The sequence below is a fragment of the Oscillibacter sp. genome (assembly GCF_040505565.1).
Classification (GTDB): Bacteria; Bacillota; Clostridia; order Oscillospirales; family Oscillospiraceae; genus Oscillibacter.
The window spans coordinates 24,769-44,004 of the sequence record NZ_JBEUWZ010000018.1 but is presented as its reverse complement, the minus strand read 5'-3'; the positions used below and the strand labels follow the sequence as shown (position 1 = coordinate 44,004).

13 protein-coding genes are annotated in these 19,236 nt (G+C 56.6%); 6 read left to right on the top strand and 7 right to left on the bottom strand.

What is annotated here, in order from left to right; all coding sequences use genetic code 11:
* Positions 1-47: 47 nt before the first annotated feature.
* From ABWQ15_RS09890 to ABWQ15_RS09865, 6 genes are all read left to right on the top strand, one after another.
* Positions 48-596: an ANTAR domain-containing response regulator gene (locus tag ABWQ15_RS09890; RefSeq protein ID WP_353908610.1), complete on the top strand. Its 549-nt coding sequence runs from the start codon at positions 48-50 to the stop codon at positions 594-596.
* Positions 597-747: 151 nt separating this feature from the next.
* A complete protein-coding gene (gene gltB / locus ABWQ15_RS09885) occupies positions 748-5,280 on the top strand; it encodes a glutamate synthase large subunit (RefSeq protein WP_353908609.1) in 4,533 nt (1,510 codons plus the stop codon).
* Between the two features lie 14 nt (positions 5,281-5,294).
* Positions 5,295-6,698 (top strand): glutamate synthase subunit beta, encoded by a 1,404-nt coding sequence (locus ABWQ15_RS09880; protein ID WP_353908608.1) that lies wholly within the window; start codon positions 5,295-5,297, stop codon positions 6,696-6,698.
* Positions 6,699-6,882: 184 nt separating this feature from the next.
* Entirely contained in the window at positions 6,883-8,643 is a 1,761-nt protein-coding gene (locus tag ABWQ15_RS09875) for an ammonium transporter (RefSeq protein WP_353908607.1), read from the top strand.
* A gap of 245 nt (positions 8,644-8,888) precedes the next feature.
* Entirely contained in the window at positions 8,889-9,254 is a 366-nt protein-coding gene (locus ABWQ15_RS09870; RefSeq protein ID WP_353908606.1) for a BlaI/MecI/CopY family transcriptional regulator, read from the top strand.
* Positions 9,251-12,355, top strand: coding sequence for a M56 family metallopeptidase (locus ABWQ15_RS09865; RefSeq protein WP_353908605.1), 3,105 nt, complete (start codon positions 9,251-9,253; stop codon positions 12,353-12,355). The genes ABWQ15_RS09870 and ABWQ15_RS09865 overlap by 4 nt, the downstream gene beginning before the upstream one ends.
* A 12-nt stretch (positions 12,356-12,367) precedes the next feature.
* On the opposite strand, the gene ABWQ15_RS09860 is transcribed toward ABWQ15_RS09865, so the two are convergent.
* From ABWQ15_RS09860 to ABWQ15_RS09830, 7 genes are all read right to left on the bottom strand, one after another.
* Positions 12,368-13,315, bottom strand: a complete 948-nt coding sequence (locus tag ABWQ15_RS09860; protein ID WP_353908604.1) for a 3-hydroxyacyl-CoA dehydrogenase family protein — start codon at positions 13,313-13,315, stop codon at positions 12,368-12,370.
* Positions 13,316-13,394: 79 nt separating this feature from the next.
* Entirely contained in the window at positions 13,395-13,859 is a 465-nt protein-coding gene (locus ABWQ15_RS09855) for a GNAT family N-acetyltransferase (RefSeq protein ID WP_353908603.1), read from the bottom strand.
* A gap of 341 nt (positions 13,860-14,200) precedes the next feature.
* On the bottom strand, positions 14,201-15,313 hold the full coding sequence (locus ABWQ15_RS09850) for a GGDEF domain-containing protein (protein WP_353908602.1): 1,113 nt from the start codon (positions 15,311-15,313) through the stop codon (positions 14,201-14,203).
* Between the two features lie 306 nt (positions 15,314-15,619).
* Positions 15,620-16,180 (bottom strand): CarD family transcriptional regulator, encoded by a 561-nt coding sequence (locus tag ABWQ15_RS09845; RefSeq protein ID WP_353908601.1) that lies wholly within the window; start codon positions 16,178-16,180, stop codon positions 15,620-15,622.
* Between the two features lie 264 nt (positions 16,181-16,444).
* Positions 16,445-16,696 carry a hypothetical protein gene (locus tag ABWQ15_RS09840; protein ID WP_353908600.1) on the bottom strand — a complete coding sequence of 84 codons (252 nt, stop codon included), beginning with the start codon at positions 16,694-16,696 and terminating at the stop codon, positions 16,445-16,447.
* 47 nt (positions 16,697-16,743) lie between these two features.
* Complete coding sequence (locus ABWQ15_RS09835; RefSeq protein WP_353908599.1) at positions 16,744-17,910, bottom strand: M20 metallopeptidase family protein; 1,167 nt, start codon at positions 17,908-17,910, stop codon at positions 16,744-16,746.
* A 20-nt stretch (positions 17,911-17,930) separates the two neighbouring features.
* A complete protein-coding gene (locus ABWQ15_RS09830; RefSeq protein ID WP_353908598.1) occupies positions 17,931-19,145 on the bottom strand; it encodes a hypothetical protein in 1,215 nt (404 codons plus the stop codon).
* Positions 19,146-19,236: the final 91 nt, after the last annotated feature.

Genomic DNA, 19,236 nt, shown 5'->3' with positions numbered 1-19,236 from the left:
GCACGGGAAATCGGATTAGCAAACAGCGCAGGACAGGGGGAGAGGTCATGGACCGGATCATCGTCGCATTTCCCAATGCGGAAGCGCAGCGGCGTATCATAAAGCTGCTGGAAACCGACGGCTATGTGCCGGCCTGCTGCTGTGCGGCGGGTGCGGAGGCAATTCGCGCCGCCCGGAAGCTGGGCAGTGCCGTGATCATCTGCAGCTTCCATCTGCGGGACATGACCGCAAACGAGCTGGCCGCCTCTCTCCGGGACACTGCCGCGCTGCTGGTGATATCCACCGCCGCGAACCTGGACTTCTGCGAGGGAGAAAATCTCTTTAAGCTGCCCACTCCCACCCATAGGGCAGACTTTTTCGCCTCACTGGATCTGCTGCGAAGATTCGAGGCCAAAAATTTCCGTCATCCCGCTCCGCCCCGTCAGGAGGATGAGCAGCGTCTTATCCGCCGGGCCAAGGAGCTGATGATGGACATCAACCGCATGACCGAGGCCGAAGCACACCGTTTTTTGCAGAAGCGGAGCATGGATACCGGCCTGAAGCTGACGGAGACCGCGCGATTGATCGTGGACTCCTATACCCACGGAGCCGTCTGACAGGGCGTGTTCCCAGGCGGAGCTGCCGCTGCACGCATCTCATTCTGCGCACGATTACGGTCCCGCCTGCACGGGGCGTTTTTGAAATACTGCCGCAGGGAGGACTTTCCGCCCTGCGGTGAAATTTACTAATAGATTGGAGCTGTTTCCCATGGATGACCCTCACCAGCAGCATACACCTCTTTACGACCCCCACATGGAACACGACGCCTGCGGCATTGGCGCCGTGGTGAGCCTGCGGGGTGAAAAAACTTGGCGGACAGTAGACGACGCGCTGAAAATCGTGGAAAAGCTGGAGCACCGCGCCGGCAAGGACGCCGCCGGAGAGACCGGCGACGGCGTTGGTCTGATGCTCCAGATTCCCCATAAGCTCATGACGAAAGTGGCTGCAGCGGAGGGCTTCGCCCTGGGCGGCGAGCGGGACTACGGCGTGGGGATGTTTTTCTTCCCCGCCGACGGGCTGAAGCGCGCCCAGGCGCAGAAAATGCTGGAGATCATCGTGGCCAAGGAGGGCATGGAATTTTTGGGCTGGCGGGACGTTCCCACCCGTCCGGAGGTTTTGGGGGAGAAGGCCCGATTCTGTATGCCCCACATCTGCCAATGCTTTGTGAAGCGCCCGGTAGGCTGTGCCCGGGGACTGGATTTTGACCGCAAGCTGTATGTTGCCCGGCGGGTATTTGAACAGTCCAACGTCATCACCTACGTTCCCTCGTTTTCCAGCCGAACCGTCGTTTACAAGGGCATGTTCCTGGTGGGACAGCTGCGGGAGTTTTATCCCGACCTCTCCGACCCTGACTGTGAGAGTGCCATTGCCCTGGTCCACTCCCGTTTTTCCACCAACACAAATCCCAGCTGGGAGCGCGCCCACCCCAACCGGTACATCCTGCACAACGGTGAGATCAACACCATCCGGGGCAACGTAGACCGCATGCTGGCCCGGGAGGAGACCATGCTCTCCGCCGTCATGGAGGAGGACATGGATAAAATTCTCCCTGTGGTAGACCAGAGCGGGTCCGATTCCTCCATGCTGGACAACACTCTGGAATTTTTGATGATGAACGGCATTCCCCTGCCTCAGGCCGTTATGATGTGCATTCCGGAGCCTTGGGCCAACGACCGGAGGATGAACCGGGAGAAGCGGGATTTCTATCACTATTACGCCACCATGATGGAACCCTGGGACGGCCCCGCCGCCATCGTCTTCTCTGACGGAGACACGGTAGGCGCCATTCTGGACCGGAACGGCCTTCGGCCCTGCCGCTGGTATCTCACCGACGACCAGACCCTGATTCTCTCCTCCGAGGTGGGCGTACTGGACATTCCGCCGGAAAAGATTGTGAAAAAATCCCGGCTTCAGCCGGGGCGGATGCTGCTGGCGGACCTGACCCTGGGGCGGCTGGTGGACGACGGGGAGATCAAGGAAAATTATGCCCGCCGTCGGCCCTATGGCGAATGGCTGGACCAGCATCTGGTCCAGCTGAAGGATCTGCCCATCCCCAACCGGCAGGTGGAGACCCACACCCAGGAGCTGCGGGACCGGCTGTACAAGGCCTTCGGCTATACCTATGAGGAGGTCAAGGACTCCCTGCTCCCCATGGCCCGGGACGGGGCGGAGCCCACCTCCGCCATGGGCGTGGACACGCCGCTTGCGGTGCTCAGTGAAAAGCACCAGCCCCTGTTCAACTATTTTAAGCAGCTGTTCGCTCAGGTGACCAATCCGCCCATGGACGCCATCCGGGAGGAGATCGTCACCGACACCACGGTCTACGTGGGCGCGGGCGGCAACCTGCTTCAGGAGCAGGCGGAAAACTGCACGGTGCTGGAGATTCGCAATCCCATTCTGACCTCCGTGGACCTGATGAAAATACGCTATATGGACAGCCCCGGCTTCCGCGTGGAGACCATCTCCCTGCTGTACTACCCCGGTATGCCTCTGGAGCACGCGCTGGACCGTTTGTTTGTCAACTGTGACCGGGCATACCGCCACGGGGCCAATATCCTGATCCTGTCCGACCGGGGCGTGGATGAAAACCACATGGCCATCCCCTCCCTTCTGGCGGTCTCCGCCTTGCAGCAGTATCTGGTGCGTACCAAAAAACGGACTGCCGTCTCCATGATTCTGGAGAGTGCGGAGCCCCGGGACGTACACCACTTCGCAGCGCTTCTGGGCTACGGCGCGCAGGCCATTAATCCCTATCTCGCACAGGAGTGCGTGGCGGAGCTGGTGACGGTGGGTCTTTTGGATAAGGATCCCGGTGCGGCGGTGAACGATTACGACAGCGCCATCCTCCACGGCATCGTGAAAATTGCCTCTAAAATGGGCATCTCCACGATCCAGTCCTACCAGTCCGCCCAGATCTTTGAGTGCGTGGGTATTAACCGCTCTGTCATCGACAAATACTTTACAAACACCACCAGCCGGGTGGAGGGTGTTGGCCTCTCTGAGATTGGCGAGGGTGTGGAGTGGAATCACAATCAGGCGTTTGACCCTCTGGGCCTTGGCTATGACACCACGTTGGACTCCACCGGCGCCCACAAGCTGCGCTCCGGCCCCGACAAAGAGGATCACATGTATAATCCCCGCACCATTTTGCTGCTGCAAAAGGCCGTGCGGGAAGATAACTACGATGTGTTCAAGGAGTATGCCTCACTGGTGGATTTTGCCGACAAGCCCCACACGCTGCGGGGCCTGCTGGACTTTCGGTTCGACGAAAGCAGCGGCATCCCGCTGGAGGAAGTGGAGAGTGCGGAATCCATCGTGAAGCGCTTTAAGACCGGGGCCATGAGCTATGGCTCCATCTCTCAGGAAGCCCATGAGTGCATGGCCATCGCCATGAACCGCATCGGCGGAAAATCCAACTCCGGTGAAGGCGGCGAGGACCCGGAGCGCTTCGGCTCGGAACGGAATTCCGCCACAAAGCAGGTTTCCTCCGCCCGGTTCGGCGTCACCAGTGAATATCTTTGCAGCGCGCAGGAAATTCAAATCAAAATGGCTCAGGGAGCCAAGCCCGGGGAGGGCGGACACCTGTCCGGCGCAAAGGTCTACCCCTGGGTCGCCAAGACCCGGTATTCCACCCCCGGCGTGACGCTGATCTCTCCCCCGCCTCACCATGACATCTATTCCATTGAGGATCTCGCGCAGCTGATCTTCGACCTGAAAAATGCCAACCACCGCGCCCGCATCAGCGTGAAGCTTTGCTCGGAAGCAGGCGTCGGAACCATCGCCGCGGGCGTTGCCAAGGCGGGCGCACAGGTGGTCCTCATCTCCGGCCACGACGGCGGGACCGGCGCGGCCTCCAAAAGCTCCATTCAGGGGGCCGGCCTTCCCTGGGAGCTGGGCGTTGCCGAGGCGCACCAGGCGCTGATCCAGAACGGCCTCCGGGGCCGGGTGGTCATCGAAACCGACGGCAAGCTGATGACTGGCCGGGATGTGGCCATCGCCTGTATGCTGGGCGCCGAAGAATTCGGCTTTGCTACCGCTCCGCTGGTTACCATGGGCTGTTGCATGATGCGGGTATGTAATCTGGACACCTGCCCCGCAGGCATTGCCACCCAGAACCCCCAGCTTCGCAAACGGTTTGCGGGAAAGCCGGAGTATGTGGTCAATTTCATGTACTTCGTGGCCCGGGAGCTGCGGGAATTTATGGCAAAGCTGGGCATACGCACCGTGGACCAGCTGGTGGGCCGCAGCGATCTGCTGCGAGTGCGGGACAAACTGGTCACCCATCGGGCGGAAACGCTGGATCTCAGCGGGCTTTTGTACAATCCCCACGGAGACCATGTGCCCCATTTCGCCCCCGCCGAAGTCTATGACTTCCAGCTTGAGAAGACCGTGGACATGAGCGTTTTGCTGGAAAAGCTGGGGAAATCCCTAAAAGGCAAAAAGTCAGGAAAACTGGAGTTGAATGTTTCGTCCACTGACCGCGCCTTCGGCACTCTGTTCGGCTCCGAAATCACCAATCTATGCGGCAATTCCCTGACGGATGACAGCTATGTCGTCACCTGTCACGGCGGCGGTGGGCAGTCCTTCGGCGCATTCATTCCCAGAGGGCTGACTCTGGCTCTGGAGGGCGACTGCAACGACGGCTTCGGCAAGGGGCTTTCCGGCGGCAAGCTGTTCCTCTACCCGCCGAAAAGCAGCGTCTTCAAGCCGGGCGAGAACATCATCGTGGGCAACGTGGCGCTCTACGGCGCCACGGCTGGCCGGGCATTCATCAACGGAATGGCCGGTGAGCGGTTCTGTGTCCGCAATTCCGGAGCCGTCGCCGTGGTTGAGGGCGTGGGAGACCACGGCTGCGAGTATATGACCGGCGGCCGGGTGGTCATTCTCGGCCCCACCGGGAAAAATTTTGCGGCGGGCATGTCCGGCGGCATCGCCTATGTGCTGGACGAAAAGCACGATCTGTACCTGCGCCTGAACAAGGAACAGGTGTTGACGGACACGCTGACCGAGACGCACGACATTCAGGAGCTTCGCTCCCTGATCGAAGAGCACGTGGCCGCCACCGGGTCCCCCCGGGGCAAAAAGATTCTGGCCGCGTTTCAGTCCTATATTCCCTGCTTTAAAAAGGTCATGCCCATCGACTATGATCGGATGCTCCGAGCCATCGCCCAGTGGGAGGAGAAGGGAATGAACCGCCAGCAGGCGGAAATTGAGGCGTTTTACGCCCACGCGCGGGCATGAAGGGAGACAGAACTATGGGTAAAATCACCGGATTTTTGGAATATCTTCGCAAGGATGACCCTCAGCGTCCCCCTCTGGAACGGGTGGGAAACTGGGACGAATTTCATATTCCTCTGTCTGACGGCGCCCGCGCCCAGCAGGGCGGGCGGTGCATGAACTGCGGCGTTCCCTACTGCCAGGCGGGAATGATCTATGAGGGGAAGGTCTTTGGTTGCCCTCTCCATAATCTGATCCCGGAGTGGAACGACATGATCTGGTCGGGCAACCGCGGCCACGCGCTGAGTCGCCTGTTAAAAACAAACAACTTCCCGGAATTCACCGGGCGGGTCTGCCCCGCCCCCTGTGAACAGGCCTGCATCTGCGGGCAGTATGGCAGCGCCGTCGCCATCCGGGATAACGAGCTATGCATCATTGAGGACGCGTTTTCCTCCGGCAGGGTAAAGCGCCGCCGCCCGCCCCAATGGTCTGGAAAAAAGATTGCCGTCGTCGGCTCCGGCCCGGCAGGACTGGCCGCGGCGGACCAGCTGAATCACCGAGGTCACTCTGTCACCGTCATTGAGCGGGAGGCTCACCCGGGCGGACTGCTGACCTATGGTATCCCCGGCATGAAGCTGCCGAAATCCGTGGTCAAGCGGCGAATTGACCTGATGACCGACGAGGGAGTTTCCTTTGTCACCGGTGTGGATGCCGCCCAGCCAAAGACCGCCATGCGGCTCATGGATGAGTATGACGCGGTGATTCTCTGCTGCGGCGCGGAGCGTCCCAGGCCCATGGACTTTGATACCAAGGGTGTCACCGGCGTGTATTATGGCACGGAGTACCTGAAATCCGCCGTGGAACAGCAGGTTTTTGGCATGGAAATCGCTCCCGCTTCCTCTGCCAAGGGCAGGGATGTGGTAGTTATCGGCACCGGAGACACCGCCTCGGACTGCGTGGCGACCGCTCTGCGGCAGGGCTGCAATTCCGTCACCCAGCTCGTGCGGCGTCCAAGGAAAGACTATCTGGACGTCAATGGGAATCTCCCCACGGACTACGCCCACGAGGAAGCCGTCGCCATCTCCGGTGCGGACCCCCGGCGCTTCGGCGTTCAGGTCCAAAGTCTCGCCACCGGAGAGGACGGAGCGCTGACCGGCGTCGTCACCACGGAGGGCGACACCCTTCCCTGTCAGCTCTTGGTTGGGGCCACCGGCTTCTCCGGCTGCGCAGAAAATGTCTGCAAAGCCTTCGGCGTGGAAAAAGACAAAACCGTCCTGACGGAAAAGGGCCGCTTTTGCACCAACGTGGAAAAGGTCTTTGCCGCCGGGGATATGCGCCGGGGCGCGTCGCTGGTGGTCTGGGCCATCGCAGAGGGCCGGGCCGCTGCTGCGGAGGTAGACCGATTCCTGATCGGCTATACAAATCTTGTGGGAAATGTCTAATAGGCCGAATTATTTTGTGCAGAACTGCAACTTTCTTGGGGAATCCGCCGGTTGACGTATATCCGTTTCCATGGTAAAGTCATACCATCGTATCTGGCAAAGGCGCTGGAGAGAGCAAATCGCTCTCCAGCGCCTTTGCCATTTTTTGCGTGTTTATTTTGGGCATAAACAGGAGGAGAGGAAAATGAGTGCAATCAACACATTATGGGTCCTGCTAGGGGCTACGCTGGTCTTCTTCATGCAGGCAGGCTTCGCTATGGTGGAGACAGGCTTCACCCGAGCGAAAAACGCAGGCAATATCTGCATGAAGAATCTGATGGATTTCGTCTGCGGCACCATCGTCTACTGGCTGATCGGCTTTGGCATTATGTTTGGGCCGGAGCTGATTCCCGGCATCATGGGAACGCCTTCTGTGGCCGCCGCGGCGGATACGGACTGGACCTCCCTGATTTTCCAGACAGTGTTCTGCGCCACCTCCGCCACCATCGTCTCCGGGGCTATGGCTGAGCGGACAAAATTCAAGAGCTATCTCGTATACTCAGTCGTCATTTCCCTGTTTGTCTATCCCGTCTCCGGTCATTGGATCTGGGGCGGCGGCTGGCTCAGTACCCTGGGCACCGCGGGCGGCCTTCTTCCCAACCTAGGCGCTTACGGCTTCCACGATTTCGCCGGCTCCACCGCCGTTCACATGGTGGGCGGAATCAGTGCATTTATCGGCGCGCTGATTTTGGGGCCCCGCATCGGTAAATACGGCAAGGACGGAAAGCCCCGCGCCATTCCCGGCCACTCCATCACGCTGGGCTGCCTGGGTGTGTTCATCCTGTGGTTTGGATGGTTCGGCTTCAACCCGGCCTCCTCCCTGGCAATCGACGGACTGACCAACAATGTGAGCCGCATCTTCATCACCACCAATATGGCGGCTGCCACCGCCACACTCACCGCCATGATTATCACTTGGGTAAGGTACGGGAAACCCGACGTGTCCATGACGCTGAACGGTTCTCTCGCCGGTCTTGTCGCTATCACCGCCGGTTGCTCCACCGTCACCGTCACCGGTTCCGCCATCATCGGCATCATCGCCGGATTCACCGTGGTGTTCGGCGTGGAGTTCATTGACCAGAAGCTGAAAGTCGATGATCCCGTCGGTGCGGTGGGCGTCCATGGCTGCTGCGGCGCGATGGGCACGCTGCTGGTCGGTGTGTTTGCCTACTTCGATCCATATACCGACGCGGATGTTCTGACCAAGGGCTCCGGCCTCGGCCTTGTCTATGGCGGCGGCTTTGCCCAGCTGATCGTGCAGCTTATCGGCGTGTTGGCCGTGGCCGCCTGGGTCACCGTCACAATGACCTGTGTGTTCCAGATCATCAAGCATACCATCGGCCTGCGGGTCCCCCGTGAGGAGGAGCTGGAGGGTCTGGACTCCACCGAGCACGGCCTGCTCAGCGCCTACGCCGATTTTACCTTCACCCGCAACGACTACGACGACGAAGACGCCCCCACGGGCAGCGTTCCCGTTCGGGAAGCGGTTCCCGTGGAGCTGGTTACCCCCACCGCGCAGGACGCGGTCCCTGTGGCTCCCGCCGGAATAAAGTTGACGAAAATTGAGATTATCTGCAGTCAGGGCAAATTCGATACGCTTAAGTCCGCCATGTTTGATATCGGCATCACCGGCATGACCTGCACCAATGTTCTGGGCTGCGGCGAGCAGCGCGGCGCCAGCGAGTATTATCGCGGCGTCATGATGGAAGCCACCGTCCGTCCCAAGCTGAAGGTGGATATCGTGGTATGCAAGCTGCCGGTATCACTGGTGGTTTCCACCGCGAAAAAGGCACTGTACACCGGCCATATCGGCGACGGCAAGATCTTTGTCTACGATGTGGAGAATGTCATCAAGGTCCGCACCGGTGAGGAGGGCTATGACGCCTTGCAGGACGACGTCTGCTGAACCTTCCTCCCGCGGAAGATACACCTGTTTTTCCTTCTTAAAAGGGGAGACACCCGGAGCAATACTCCGGGTGTCTCCCTTTTCGGCAAAAGTGTTTTGAGCAGCGAAGCCACAGCGCTATGTGATTGTGGCATCCGAAGAAGGCGAAGAATAAACGATCCGCAGGGGTGCATCCTCCTCTTGACAAATCCAGTCTACAATTATAAACTATATGGAGTTTATAATTATAGACCAAGGAGGGCGTTATGACATATAAGCTCTGCGACAGTGAATACCGGTTCATGCAGGTGGTGTGGGACACCGCGCCGGTTCCTTCTCCCGCGCTGGTAGAACTATGTCTGGAAAAGCTGGGGTGGAAGAAGTCCACCACCTACACGGTGCTGAAAAAGCTGTGTGACAAGGGACTTCTGAAAAACGAAGACACGCTGGTATCCGTGTTGGCCCCCCGGGAGGCAGTGACGGCGGCGGCGGTGGAGGAATTCATGGAAAAAACGTTTTCCGGGAGTTTACCGTCGTTTTTGACCGCGTTCATGGGCAGTCGCACCCTCTCCGCCGAAGAGGCGGAAAAACTGAAACGGCTGATCGACGCCCACAGGGAGGACGCGGAATGACGACTTTGACAGCGGTCTTTCAAACCCTGCTGAATCTGAGCCTGACGGCGCTGCCGGTAATGGCGGCAGTGCTGCTTGCGCGGCTGTGCCTGCGCCGCGCGCCAAAAAAGTACAGCTACGCCCTCTGGGCCGTAGTGGGGTTCCGGCTCCTCTGCTCCGTGAGTCTTCCCTCTCCTATGAGCCTTTTTAATTCCGCACCGGTGCAGACCTCCCAAGAAAGCGCTCGAATTGCGGTGCAGCAGTGGGGAAAGATGGCTTCTGGAAACTCGTATGCCCCTCCCGCCGCCGAGGGCGTCGCCGGGATTGTCGGCGGGAACGCCGCCGGGTCTGCCCCTGTCGGAAACTTGTCCCTTGGCGCTCCGTCCGGCCTCTCCGCCATGGAAATTCTGGCGGTGATCTGGGCTGTAGGACTGGCGGCGATGCTGATCTGGGCGGTGGTCTCTTATCTGCGGGTCCGCCGGAGCGTGCGGCAGGGGGTGCGTCTGGAGGACGGCGTTTTCCAATGCGACGGGCTGAAGACGCCGTTCGTACTAGGCTGTTTCCGCCCAAAAATCTATGTGCCCTTCCGCATGGAGGCGGAGGAACTCGCTCATGTGCTGCTCCACGAACGGACCCACCTGCGCCGTCTGGATCCCTGGTGGAAGCTGCTGGGGTTTGGGATTCTGGCGGTCTACTGGTGGAATCCTGCGGTCTGGCTGTGCCACTTTTTGTTCTGTCGGGATATGGAGATGAGCTGCGACGAGGCGGTCCTGCGGGAAATGGGGCCGGAGGTGAAACAGTCCTACAGCCTGTCTCTGGTCTCCTTCGCCGCCGGACGGCACTTTCCCGCCGCCGGCCCCCTGGCTTTTGTGGAGAACGACGCAAAGTCCCGGGTGAAAAATATTCTCCGCTGGAAGCGGGCGGCCCCCGCCGCAGCGTTTTTGGCGGCGGCGCTGTGCATTCTGGCCGCTGTGATCTGCGGCACCGACGCACCCACAGGCCACGGTTGGGTTCAGAGCACCGGAACCGTCAGTGCCGGGGGCCGGATGGAGCTGCGTTTTTCCTACTCCGTGCCCAAAGATATCAACTCCTGCCTCTTTTACGAGGACGTCTATGAACACGGCAAGCTGATCGCCCGAAATCCGATGGCCTATTTTGATTTCAGCGGAGACTGGAATCATGTGAACCGCCGGGGAACCGCCGGACTGTCCGGCTATGTGGACAGCGACTTTGAAAGCGGCGGCTGGTACTTTAGCCGGACGAATGAAGACGGCAACAAAAGCGGCTTTAGCCATCCGTCCTATATTCCTCAGCGCTCCTATTGTGCCAGCAGTCTTGCATATGCGGGACAAAACGGGGATCAAACCCGCCGCACCCTCAACGAGCTGGACGCGGTGGCGGTCCTGTTTCTCTCCGATGACAACGGCAGATTGAGTTCGTACAATTTCTCCTCTCAGGATTTCTTCCCTGGCGATCTGTTCGCAGACGGTTTTACCGATGTGGCGGCGGTTCTGCGGGTGGAGTTCTCCCGTCTCAGCGCCGAGGATCTGCAGCAGCAATTTCTGTTGGGCGGGCCGGGAACCGGAACTGCTCAAGACGGCAATCAGGTTACGTTGAAGGGCGCCTCCAAAGGGGAACATGGTTCCCAAGGCGTGGGCGTGGACTTCCGTGCGGAGCTGGTAAAACCGGTGCGGTCCTGGGCTATTTACGAGGACGTGTACGACCACGGCGTTCTGGTCTCCAGCACGCCCCGTATCTCCGACGGCTTTTCGGAGGACGGCACCGGCGTCACATCCCGGCAGTTTTCCGGGACGCTGCTGTGCAAAGTCTCCAGCAGTGGTGGACGCTTTGACGGAAAACTGGATTGCAGCTATGGTGATACGGGCTCCCCCGCCATGGCAAATTGGTCGGTGCAACTGCCGTCTGAAGGCTACAGCGGGGCGGGCATGGCCATCGGCGGCACGGCCGTCGGCAAAGGCGGAACGGTCTCTTTGTCCGACGTTCATCAGACTGTCCTGCTGACCTATGCCTTCTCGGATACCAAAAATAAGGGCGCCACTTTTTTTGCATCGAAGGAAAATAACAGCGCCTTAATTAACGACGCCGCAGTGCAGTTCCGGCTGGTGACCTCCGTGGAGAGCGCAGAAGGCTCCCCGGGGCGCAGCGCTTTGCAGCTCTATTCTCTGAAGAATCCCTACGTGGGTGATATGGTGGCGGACGGAAAGCTGCTGAGTGCGCTGAACGTTGCAGACTTGGGGGCATATAAACTGGAATTGTTCACCAGCCAGCAGCCCTATATCCTCCAAATTGATTTTCAAAATGAACCAGAGGACCCGTACGCGCTGAACAACGCCATGGGCAGCAGGGCCACCATACTTCTGGCTCTGATCGGCAATCTGGACGAGGTCCGCTGGACCTATCCCCAGACGAAAGACGGCATCCCCAAGTTCTTAATTTATTACTTCGATGAAGCCAACGCACTCAAGCCCACAGGAATGGGCATCAAGGACTGCGGCGCGTCCCCGGCGGAATTGCAAAACCTGTTGAATTACGTGGGCTTGGACGATGATACCCAGCCTGCCGGGACAGCGGAGATTGCGGGCGTCCAAACCATCTTCACCAACATTTTGGGCCAATCCGGTTTTATCCGCCGGGAATGCAGCGCAGATACCTCCTCTTTTACCAATCATTATATTGCCAACATCGGCGGCCGGGAGACCTGCATTGCCGAGAGCTGGGGCATTGCACAGCAGGACGACACCGCTGTTGATTTGGACGGGGACGGAGTGAAGGAACTTGTGTGCAACGTAGGTCACCTGGCGGACGACTCATCGGGGGTGGTAGATAGCGGGGTGGTGGTCTACCGTCTGGCGGCCGACGGGTCTGTGGAGTGCGCCGACCCGCTGGAGCTGCTGGACGTCCCCTATCGAGACCAGGAGAACAATCCGCCTGGCGAGTCCTATCATGCCGGGGATAATACAGTGGACTTTTCCTATTACACGGAGGGGGAAGAGTACCCACAGTTTAAAACTTATCCTCTGGACATGACGCATTTGACCTTCTCGCCCTATGTCTGCTCGGAGAGTTCCGGCCAGCGGGCAAGCGTGCCTGAACGGGGGTAAACTCCTTCCGGGTCATTCTTCGCCTTCAAACAGGGCGTCAGTGACTCGGATGACCTTTTTATCGCGGTCTTTAACAGCCGCCTCGGCCTTTCCTCCCGTGTAGTCATAAAAGCCACGTCCGCTTTTCACGCCCAAGCAGCCGTTTTCATAGAGAGACTTCAGCAGGTCCGGGACATCTCCGCGGTTCTCCAAATCGTCAAACAGATAGGAGGCAATCTTATAAAAAACATCGATGCCTCCAAGGTCCACCGTCTCAAACGGTCCCAGACAGGCATAGCGCAGCCCAAGGCCGTACTTCATAGCGCCGTCAATGTCTTCAAGGTCGGCGGCCCCGCTCTCCACTATGGACAGTGCTTCCCTGAATACGGCGAGTTGAAGCCGGTTGAGCACAAAGCCGGGAATGTCCTTGACCCTGATCGGTTTTTTGCCGAGCCGAAGGGCCAGGTCGTAAACAAAGTCGGCGGTCTCCTTTGCGGTTTCCCCGCCGCTGATGACTTCCACCAGCGGAATCAGATGCGGCGGGTTAATCCAGTGCATACCGGCAAACCTCTCCGGCTTATAAACGGAAGTACCCAATGCGCTGATTGACAGGCCCGAGGTATTGGTTGCAAGGACGCAGTCCTCACGCACCAGCGGGCTGACATGGCGGAAAAACGCCTGTTTAACCTCGAGATTCTCCGCGATGCTCTCAATGACAAAATCAGTTTTCGAAAAGCAGCTCTCGTCCGTTTGGGCGGTGATACGCCCGATCAGCTCCTGCGATCCGGCTTCGGTCAGGCGGCCGGCGCTCACCAGCGCGGTCTGGTTGTTTTTGATGAGAGCCTGCGCTCGGTTGAGTCCTTCCCGGCTCCGGTTCCAAAGCGTCACGCGCAGACCGCGCTGGGCAAAAATCTGCACAAGCGACGCCCCCATGGTTCCGGCGCCGGCCACGACGACGCTGGATATTTCTGCAGCCTTCATTTGAACCTCTCCCCTTGTTTTAAAATGATTTTCGATTTCCGAATCGGCAGAGAACACTTGACCGAAAGGGAACAAATAATTACCTCTCGACTTTATAAAGCGGGCCCTCATCCCCATATCCATCGCGAAAAAAGCTGTTTTTTAGTAATACTGTTTGTGAAATCGTGTTGTCCGGTTCAGTCTGCGCGGTAATATGCCGTACACCATCTTGTGCCAACGCCCATTTTACAATTCCGCCTACTGCTTCCGTCGCATAGCCCTTTCGCCGGTATGCTTCGTCTATTCCGTATCCGATTTCGACGGTTCCCCCCGCATCCGGAGCACCTTTAAAGCAGATGCCCCCTACTGAAACCCCTGTTTTTAAATTGATCTTCCAAACCGCCCCCCACTCTTCGTGCCCATTCAGTCTCAGCATTGCATCCAGCATCTCCGCGTATGCTTTCTTCAGTTCAGGGTCCGCTTCCATATTGCATAGAGTCTCCATTTCTTCTATGCTTTTCGGAGAAATATATAATTTTTCGGTTTCAATGACAATATGGCTCATATCTTGTAAGTCCACCTTTCTGTTGTCGCTTAGCCTTATGATTTCAATAAGCAGCACCCACGCATCTGAGATGCGCCGGGGCAGTATTAAATTCCAATTTATTACAGGATATTTTTTTAAATAAGGGCCATAATATTGCTTGGGTACAAAAGTACCCAGCAGATATTTAGTTTGGAATCAGGAGATGATTGAGTTGAATCGATCTATCTTTGAACCTATTATGATTCGAGCTGTTTAGCTGAAAGATTAACGGGAGAAAATTAGGCTGATAAACTCCATTTTCCCATGAACAATTAAATACCAGCTTATAGGCAGAGGCTCTTAATAGAGCCTCTGTCTACTTACTTATTATGGTTGGAATGCAAGGTTGTAGTAGATTCGGATTTCATCAGCTTTTTGTACTGATACATTTGACCGTCAGCCTCTTTGAGTATTTTTTGAAGATCCGGCGTTCCCCCACCCTTGAAAATACTGAATCCGTAAGCGACCGTAGGCAACCGACCATTGATCCCCTGTTTTTCCGAGAGGGAATTTGTTAAACTCTGAAGCTGATATTGAATTTTCTCCGAATCGGTCTCGTTGCCGATGATATAAAATTCATCTCCACCGACACGATAGCAGGAATAGCCGTTATCCAAAGATTCTCGAATGACACCCGCCACCGTTTTGATTACGATGTCTCCATAATCATGGCCAAACGTATCGTTAACACTTTTGAAGTCATTGATATCAAGCACAATCATCGAAAACGCCTTTTGATTTTCTTTCTGTCTTGCCATTTTCTCAAAAGCCGCCCGATTGTAAAGGCCAGTCAAGGCATCAAAACTGCTGTCAAATTCGGAAAGCAAAATGAAATACAGAAGAATGGACACTGTGACACAGTGCCAGGATAAGTGAACCGAGGAATCAACAAGTTGAATGCTTGTACCGACAACTGTAAAAATGCATAGCGCAGTCATTTTCCCCTGAATCGGATAACGATACTTTTTACCGATACGCAGCATGCTGATAACAAGCAGCAGTAAATTGATGATATACGCCGTCACGAAAATAAAAAAGCAGTTTCCTCTGCTGTACTGATTGTCTGCATTAATATAGAAGACCCATCTAAAAGTGGGCGATAGGACAGTGGCAGCCATATTGATCCATGTTGGAATCAACAACCATTTATGCTCTCTGAGAATTCTTATATCAGAAATAGTGACAAAGGATAATGGAAGAACCGGAGTCAGTGCGAATCCCAAAATATTGAAGAGGATGCTGATACCGCGCAATCCCGGATCTCCACCTTCCGTCAGCATCGTTCCGGCTTCGGACAGAATGATGACCAAGGTGAGCACTATGCTCAAGAGAAACGGCTTCCTGTAGTGGTTCTCCATCAGATTGCTTCCGCACAACATACCAAGCAGTAAAAGGAGCGCAACAACATCTACAGAATATGTTGCAATGTACATTTCTGTCATCCAAATTTCCCTTTATTTCCGACATATGTCTTTTACAAAATGTCTTAATACCTTGAATGAATTTTAAAGGCAACTATAGTGGATACAATATTGGAATATTCTTTCTACTATTGAATATACCACACACCCCCGACACAATACTAGAAAATATTTATAAATTTATAATATAAAAGCAAGCAGAGCCACAATGACCATGTTAGTCATCGTGGCTCCATTTCATCTACTCAAATCCGTGCTAAAAAGTACCGTTTTTCCTTGCAATTGTTCCCTTTTCCCGGACGTTAGGTCTCACGGTCCTTATACCTCCTGCGCCGGAGCATCCGCCCCGCGGGCAGGCACGGCTTTCCGCGCCTTCACCTTCGCAGCAATATAGTCCGAAACCTCGTTCATCGGGATGTCCAGTGATGCGGCCAATTCACCGTTTAGAAGCTGCTCGGCTTCCTTCATAAAGTGCTCATCCACAGCCCCGAACTTTCGCTTTGTCTGCTCCACATACACCTTTTTCGCGTAGATGGACATCACAAGCTCCATCAGATCGGCACAGTCGCTGGTCTGCATCAAGGTCTGATAGTGGTTCCGCAGTTCCTGGGTACTGCCGCCGTAATAGGCCTGCACCCCAATGGTGGGAATCATATCCACCAGCCGTCTTGCCTCCGCCGCCGTCAGAATCGGGCGAATGAGCACCTTGGGGTTGTCCATCGGCGCATAGATTGTCCCGCCCTGATACAGAGGCTTGAGCATATAGTAGAGTTTTTTCTCCTCACCGGGTTTCGCCCGGAAGAAGTCCGGTGTGGTAATGTCCATTACCCGGCAAACCCCTGTGCGCCCATAAACTACCAGATCGTTTTTTTGAAACATATCTCCTCCGCTTCCCGATGACGGACGGTCCATCCGCCAAAATACGCCGTGCACCCGACGTAACTCCACGACGGGGCGCACGGCCTCAAACCCGCCTTTATTGCTTTAAAATAAAAGCGTACCAGTCCAACGACCGACTTTTCGGCTGCTGAACTGCATATCTACAATTTATATTTTAACACATTTTTTGCAAAAATGTAAGGGTATTTTTCAAAAAAATAATCTATATTAGCAAATTTTCAAAATATAGTAAATAATGTGACATTATCCATCGGTTTTGAGCGGCAGTTTTTCTTTTGCTCGGGTTCCCGCATTGCCGTCCTGTGAAATCCATCCGGAACCACAGGGCTGCAAACAGCAGCACGCCGGGTCACGCAGGTGAGCGTGACCCGGCGCATTTTTTACAGGAACAGGCACAGCAGGTTCGGCAGAAAAATTGCGGGTATCTAATTCATGATCTTCAACTTGGTGACTCCAAGAAGATACAAAATCCAAAACCGATTTGGTGAACAGCATCTCTTGGTTTGCTAAGGCAGCCGCGAACGCAGCGCGGGAATGCAGGATCAGCCCGCGTTAAAGTCCATTGCGACCTGCGCGTAGAGCAACACACTGTTGATCAGCGCGTTCTCATCCACCCGGTACTTGCCGGAGTGCTGGGGCCAGATGGCGCCGCAGGCCTCTCCGCCAACGCCCATCAGCGCGATCGCGCCGGGAACCTTCTCCATGAAATAGGAAAAGTCCTCACCGCCGGTAATTCGGTCAATCGTGATCACCGCATCGGGAGAGATCGCCTTGACCGCTGCCCCAATGGCCACCTGCGTCATTTGATCGTCGTTGATGGTGGGTGGAACAATGTGGTCGTAATTCAGCTTTGCCTCAGCCCGGAAGGTCTGAGCAGTCTGCGTCACGACCCGCTCCATCATCTCCGGGAAGCGCTGATACAGGTCCCGGGTGAAATAGCGGGTGGTGCCCTCCAGCCTGCCGTATTCCGCCACCACGTTCCAGCGGGTACCCGCCTCAATGCGCCCGACGGTCAGCACCGCCGGGTCGCCGGGATCAATTTCCCGGCTGACGATGGTTTGCAGGTTGGTCACAATCGCGCTGGCAACGACGGCGGCATCCACACACTGTTGGGGTGCAGAGCCGTGACCGCCCTTTCCCTTGACATCGATGGTAAACATATCTGCGGCAGCCATCCGGGGTCCCGGCGCCAGCGCCACTTTTCCGGCGGGCACATTGGACCACACATGAATGCCAAAGCAGCCATCCACACCGTCCAGAGCGCCGTTTTCAATCATGGATTTCGCTCCCTGGGCCGTTTCCTCCGCCGGCTGGAATGCAAGACGGACGGTACCGCACAGGTCCGCCTTCATGTCGTTCAGCACGCGCGCCGCGGTCAGCAGCGTGGAGATGTGGCAGTCGTGGCCGCAGGCATGCATCACGCCCGGATTCTCGCTGGCAAAGGGCAGTTCGGTTTCCTCCTGGACCGTCAGTGCGTCCATGTCGCCCCGGATCAGAATGGTCTTACCGGGCTTCGCGCCCTGGATCGTGGCCAGAATGCCGGTCTCCAGGCCGCAGGGACGCCAGGAAATTCCAAACTTGTCCAGTTCCGCCTTGACCCGCTTGCTGGTTTCATACTCTTTTCCGCTGATTTCCGGATGCGCGTGAAAATAGCGCCGCATCTCGATGAGGTAATCGCCGTATTTTGCGGCAGCTTCTTTGAGGTTCAACTCTCAGCACTCCTTGTTCATTAAAGCATTTTTGCGAACGCGCCGGCGATGAAGACCGACGTAATGGTAACCGTGACGAAGCCGCCCACGATCATGGACGGGAACATCTTGCTCATCAGATATTCCTTCTCTTCCGGGGTCTGTGACAGAGCCGTGCAGGTGGACTCGGTGATGATGGCGTCGCAGGGGAAGCCGTATAGCGCCGTGAGTCCGTTTGCAAAGGCCATGGGGAAGGACATCCGTAAAATCTTGGACACAATAAAGGACATGACCGCCATGCCGATGACGCCGATGACAATCAGGACGATCATCGGAAGGATGATGGACTTCAGCATGTCGGGCGTGCAGTCCTTCAGGCCGTCGAACACATACATCATCAGCGCGAACATAATGATCCCATAAGAATTGGCTTTGTTCAGGGAGTTGGCATCCAAAAAGCCGATGGTGGTGAAGAGGATGCCCAAAACCAGCGCCCAGATAGCGCCGCTGATCTTGCCGATGCCAGGGAAGACGATGCTGCCCAGCTGCGTGGCGACCCAGCCCACAAAGGCCAGCTTGATCAGGACCACCACGGCGGAGTCAAATCTCTTGGGAATCGCGGGAACCAGCTTCTTTTTGGCGGCTGCCGCGGCGGTGGCGGACTGGGCCTTGTTGACGGCTTCCCTGTCGGCTGCGGTCATGGTGACCGTTCCGGAGCGGTACTCCTTCAGCAGGCGCTTACCCTCCATCTGAAGGCAGACGGCGGTGATGGGATAACCGGCAAAGCCCTGAATGCAGTACATGGTAATGGCAAAGACAGCGGCGGTCTGAAGTCCGGCAGCCTTGGCGGCATCACGCATGATGGAGGCAGCCACAATGCCGCCGGTCAGCGGAGGCAGGCCGGCGATGACCAGCTCACGGTCCATCAGCAAAGGCGCCACCAGCAGGGACAGCGCGCACATACCGGCCAGGCCCATCAGGCAGACCACAATGGTCCTCCACTGCTCTTTCAGCTGCTTGAGGCTGATGACCGTGCCCATGTGGGTAATCAGCAGATAGATGCCGATGGTGCTGCCGAAGGGGATCAGCATGCTGTCGCTGACCAGGGTGGCGGGGAATACGGTCCAGTATCCGATCAGCATCACCACTGCGGTGACAAAGACTGAGGGGATCCATGCTTTCGTCGCGGTGGAAACTACCTCACCGATGATGAAAGCGGCTGCGCAGATGACGAATGCGAGTGCAAAATTGTACATGTCCTCTCCTCTTTCTGTCTTGCTTATTTCTATTCAAAACCCGACCGCACGACGCCGGAATACCTTTTGTCCAAGGCATTTATCCCGCCAT